Origin of the sequence: Phenylobacterium sp., from assembly GCF_044236515.1 — a bacterium.
GTDB lineage: Bacteria > Pseudomonadota > Alphaproteobacteria > Caulobacterales > Caulobacteraceae > Phenylobacterium.
Map to the genome: position 1 here is coordinate 1 of NZ_JBIIGK010000223.1, position 3632 is coordinate 3632.

Below are 3632 nucleotides of genomic sequence, written 5' to 3' on the forward strand. Positions count from 1 at the left end.
GTGCGGATCCTCTCCGGGCTCTACGGCCTGCTCCGGCCGATGGACGCCATCCAGCCCTACCGCCTGGAGATGGGCGCCCGCCTGAAGACGAAGCGCGGGGCGAGCCTCTACGAGTTCTGGGGCGCGCGGATCGCCGAGGCGCTCGACGCCGCCGCCCGGGGCCACAAGGATCCGACGGTCGTGAATTGCGCCAGCAGCGAATATTTCGGGGCCGTCGACCGCTCGGCGCTTCGATCGCCCGTCCTGGCCTGCCGGTTCCTCGAGGAGAAGGACGGCGAGGCGCGGATCGTCTCCTTCTACGCCAAGAAGGCCCGCGGCCTCATGGCGCGCTACGTCATCGACAACCGCATCGCCCGGGCGGCCGAGCTCAAGGGGTTCGACGTCGCCGGCTACCGCTTCGTCGCGGGCCTGTCGTCGGATCAGGAGTATACCTTCTCGCGGCCCCAGCCTCCGCCGCCGTCCGCGGCCAAGACGTCCACCGGAAAGGCCTAGATCCATGCCCGCCGACTATCGCCTGAGGGGTCAAGCGGCGGTGGTGACCGGCTCGACCAGCGGCATAGGCCAGGCGCTCGCCGAAGCGCTGGCGGCGGAGGGCGTCGACATCGTCCTGAACGGCCTTGGCGATCCCGAGCAGATCGAGGCCGACCGCCGGCGCATCGCCGCGCAGACCGGCGTGCGCGTGCTGCACCATCCGGCCGACATGCGCCAGCCGGACCAGATCGCCGACCTCGTGGCGTGCGCCCACCGCGAGTTTGGCCGGCTCGACATCCTGGTCAACAACGCCGGCGTCCAGCATGTCGCGGCGGTCGAGGAATTTCCGGTCGACAAATGGGACGCGATCCTCGCCATCAACCTGACCTCGGCTTTTCACACCACCCGCGCCGCCCTGCCGATCATGAAGGCCCAGGGGCGCGGCCGGATCGTCAACCTCGCCTCGGCGCACGGCCTCGTCGCCTCGCCCTTCAAGTCGGCCTACGTCGCCGCCAAGCACGGGCTCGTCGGCTTCACCAAATCCTGCGCGCTCGAGGTCGCCCGCGCCGGAATCACCGTCAACGCCATCTGTCCGGGCTATGTGAAGACGCCGCTCGTCGAGATGCAGATCGCCGACCAAGCCCGCACCCGTGGTCTGCCGGAAGCGCGGGTGATCGACGAGGTGATCCTCGCGGCCCAGCCGAACCGCGCGTTCGTCACCTACGACCAGCTCGCCGGCCTGATGCTCTACCTCGTGTCCGACATGGGCGCCGGTGTCACCGGCGCCGCCTACGCTCTCGACGGCGGTTGGACCGCCGCCTAGGGGGCCGCGGCCAGGTAGCCCGGCGGGTCGCTCAGGAACGCCCCGAAATCCCCGAGGCAGCCGCGCCAGGCGGCGACATGGTTGAGGGCCGCGTCCCGCGTGTCGGTCGGCAGCAGCAGGGCGCTATAGAGCACATGCGGCTTGCCCGCCCGATCCTGAACGATCCGGCAGGTCAGCGAACTCTGGTTGAAGCCGTTGATCTGAGCCAGGGTCGGGGCGGTCGTGCCTGCCGCGTCGAACTGCAGGGCCTTGCAGGCTTTGCCGGTCGCGTTGCAGCCGGCAAACTGGACGGTGAAGCCGCCGGCCGGGGAGGTCACCCGCAGCAGAACCCCGTCGGCTTCCTGGCTGGCCACCTCGGCCTTGGCGTCAAGGGTGGCCAGCAGGGCGATATGGCTGGCCGGGTCGCCGACGCTGAACGCCCGCGGTTTCGGCGCTTGGGCGGCGCACGCCAGCGCCGCCGCGACAATCAGGAGCTTCCGCAACATCGCGTCTGGCCTAGCAGACCGGCGGCGGCCTCGCGAGCCAAGTAGCCGTCATTGCGCTTACACGGTAAGGTCTTCGCCGACGGACGGAGGGGCCTCGTGGAACTGACAGTCGCGCTCGTTTTCCTCGTGCTGGCGATCATCATCGCCCTCAGCGCCATCAAGATCGTGCCCCAGGGCCGCGAGTTCACCGTCGAGCGGTTCGGCCGCTACACCCGCACACTCAAGCCCGGCATCAGCTTCCTGACGCCCTTCGTCGAGACGATCGGACGCAAGGTCAACATGATGGAGCAGGTCCTGGACGTGCCGCGCCAGGAGGTGATCACCAAGGACAACGCCGCGGTCCAGGTCGACGGCATCGTCTTCATCCAGGTGATGGACGCCGCCGCCGCCGCCTATCGGGTCGACAACCTGAACTATGCGATCCAGCAACTGGCGATGACCAACCTGCGCACGGTGGTCGGCTCGATGGAGCTGGACGAGGTGCTGAGCCAGCGCGAGGCGATCAACACCCGCCTGCTCAACGTCATCGACGACGCCACCGGCCCGTGGGGCGTCAAGGCGGCGCGGATCGAGATCAAGGACTTGCAGCCGCCGCCGGACATCACCGCCGCCATGGGCCGCCAGATGAAGGCCGAGCGCGAGCGCCGCGCGGTGATCACCGAGGCCGACGGCGAGAAGTCCGCCGCCATCGCCCGCGCCGAGGGCGCCAAGCAGGCGGCGATCCTCGAGGCCGAAGGCCGCCGCGAAGCCGCCTTCCGCGACGCCGAAGCCCGCGAGCGTGAGGCCGAGGCCGAGGCCAAGGCCACCGAGATGGTCTCCAGCGCCATCGCCCGCGGTGACGTCAACGCCATCAACTACTTCGTCGCCCAGCGGTACGTCGAAGCCTTCGCCAAGCTGGCCGAGAGCCCGCAGCAGAAGACCGTCATCGTCCCAGCTGAGATGTCCGCCCTGGTCGGCTCCCTCGCCGGCGTCGGGGAACTGGTGAAGACCATCCAGGGCGACGGGCCGCCGCCGCAGCTGCCGCCGCGCGCCCGGCCCGCACGTTCGGCCGTGCCGCCTACCGAGGCCTGAGCCGATGGAGAACCTGATGGATCTCTACACCGCCTATCCGTTCTGGATCTGGGCCGGCTTCGCGGCCGCGCTGCTGGCGGTGGAAATCCTCACGGGAAGCGGCTGGCTGCTGTGGGCGTCCGCCTCGGCCGCGGTCGTCGCGGCGGCCTCGGTGTTCGGCCTGTCCCTGCCGACCGCCCTGCTGCTGTTCGCCGCCCTGACCGCGGTCTCGACCCTGGCGGCCCGGCGCTACATTCCCAAGTGCGCCGCCGGAGAGGGGGCGGACATCAACGACAACATTGGGCGGCTGGTCGGCGCTCGCGGCGCGGCGGTCGGCCCCTTCGAGAACGGCGTCGGCCGGGTGTTCATCGACGGCAAGGAATGGGCCGCGGAAGCGGAAGGCGCGGGCCCCGTGCCGCTCGGCGCGCCGCTCCTCGTCGTAGGCGTCAGCGGCGCCCGTCTGCGGGTCCGCACCGCCCCGCGCCCCTGAGGCGGGCGCCACAGTTCTGTCGGCATCGCGGCCTATCTTGACCCAATCGATCATGGGGCGCTTATGTGCGCGCCGAGGAAACCCCCTAAGGGACTGTAGGAGAGACTTCGAATATGAGGCGCAGTGCAATCGGGCTGGTCGCGGCGTTGGCCGCTGCGGTCCTGGTCCCCGCCGCCGCGGTGTCGCAGGCCAAGAAGGCCCCGGCCGTCACCGAGGCGCAGCGCAAGCAGGGCATGGCCGAGGCTCCGGCCGCCGTCCAGGCGCTCGGCCTGACCTGCCAGGTCACCGACGCCCGCTTCGTCGGCAAGCAGGA

Annotated in this window: 5 protein-coding genes and 1 pseudogene; 5 read left to right on the forward strand and 1 reads right to left on the reverse strand. The window is 70.2% G+C overall.

Annotation, left to right across the window (positions count from 1 at the left end):
- Together ACILRF_RS15315 and ACILRF_RS15320 are read left to right on the forward strand one after the other, a co-directional pair.
- The coding region (locus ACILRF_RS15315; RefSeq protein WP_395674412.1) for a YaaA family protein at positions 1 to 492 on the forward strand (492 nt) is incomplete at its 5' end.
- 4 nt (positions 493 to 496) lie between these two features.
- Complete coding sequence (locus tag ACILRF_RS15320; RefSeq protein WP_395674414.1) at positions 497 to 1294, forward strand: 3-hydroxybutyrate dehydrogenase; 798 nt, start codon at positions 497 to 499, stop codon at positions 1292 to 1294.
- Here ACILRF_RS15320 and ACILRF_RS15325 read toward each other — a convergent pair.
- Positions 1291 to 1779, reverse strand: coding sequence for a hypothetical protein (locus ACILRF_RS15325; RefSeq protein ID WP_395674416.1), 489 nt, complete (start codon positions 1777 to 1779; stop codon positions 1291 to 1293). The genes ACILRF_RS15320 and ACILRF_RS15325 overlap by 4 nt on opposite strands.
- A 96-nt stretch (positions 1780 to 1875) precedes the next feature.
- On the opposite strand from ACILRF_RS15325, the gene ACILRF_RS15330 reads away from it, so the two are divergent.
- The 3 genes and pseudogenes from ACILRF_RS15330 to ACILRF_RS15340 form a co-directional block, all read left to right on the forward strand.
- Positions 1876 to 2850: an SPFH domain-containing protein gene (locus ACILRF_RS15330; protein ID WP_395674418.1), complete on the forward strand. Its 975-nt coding sequence runs from the start codon at positions 1876 to 1878 to the stop codon at positions 2848 to 2850.
- Between the two features lie 16 nt (positions 2851 to 2866).
- Complete coding sequence (locus ACILRF_RS15335; RefSeq protein WP_395674420.1) at positions 2867 to 3319, forward strand: NfeD family protein; 453 nt, start codon at positions 2867 to 2869, stop codon at positions 3317 to 3319.
- A gap of 113 nt (positions 3320 to 3432) precedes the next feature.
- Positions 3433 to 3632 (forward strand): annotated as a pseudogene (locus ACILRF_RS15340) (hypothetical protein); the annotation flags it as partial.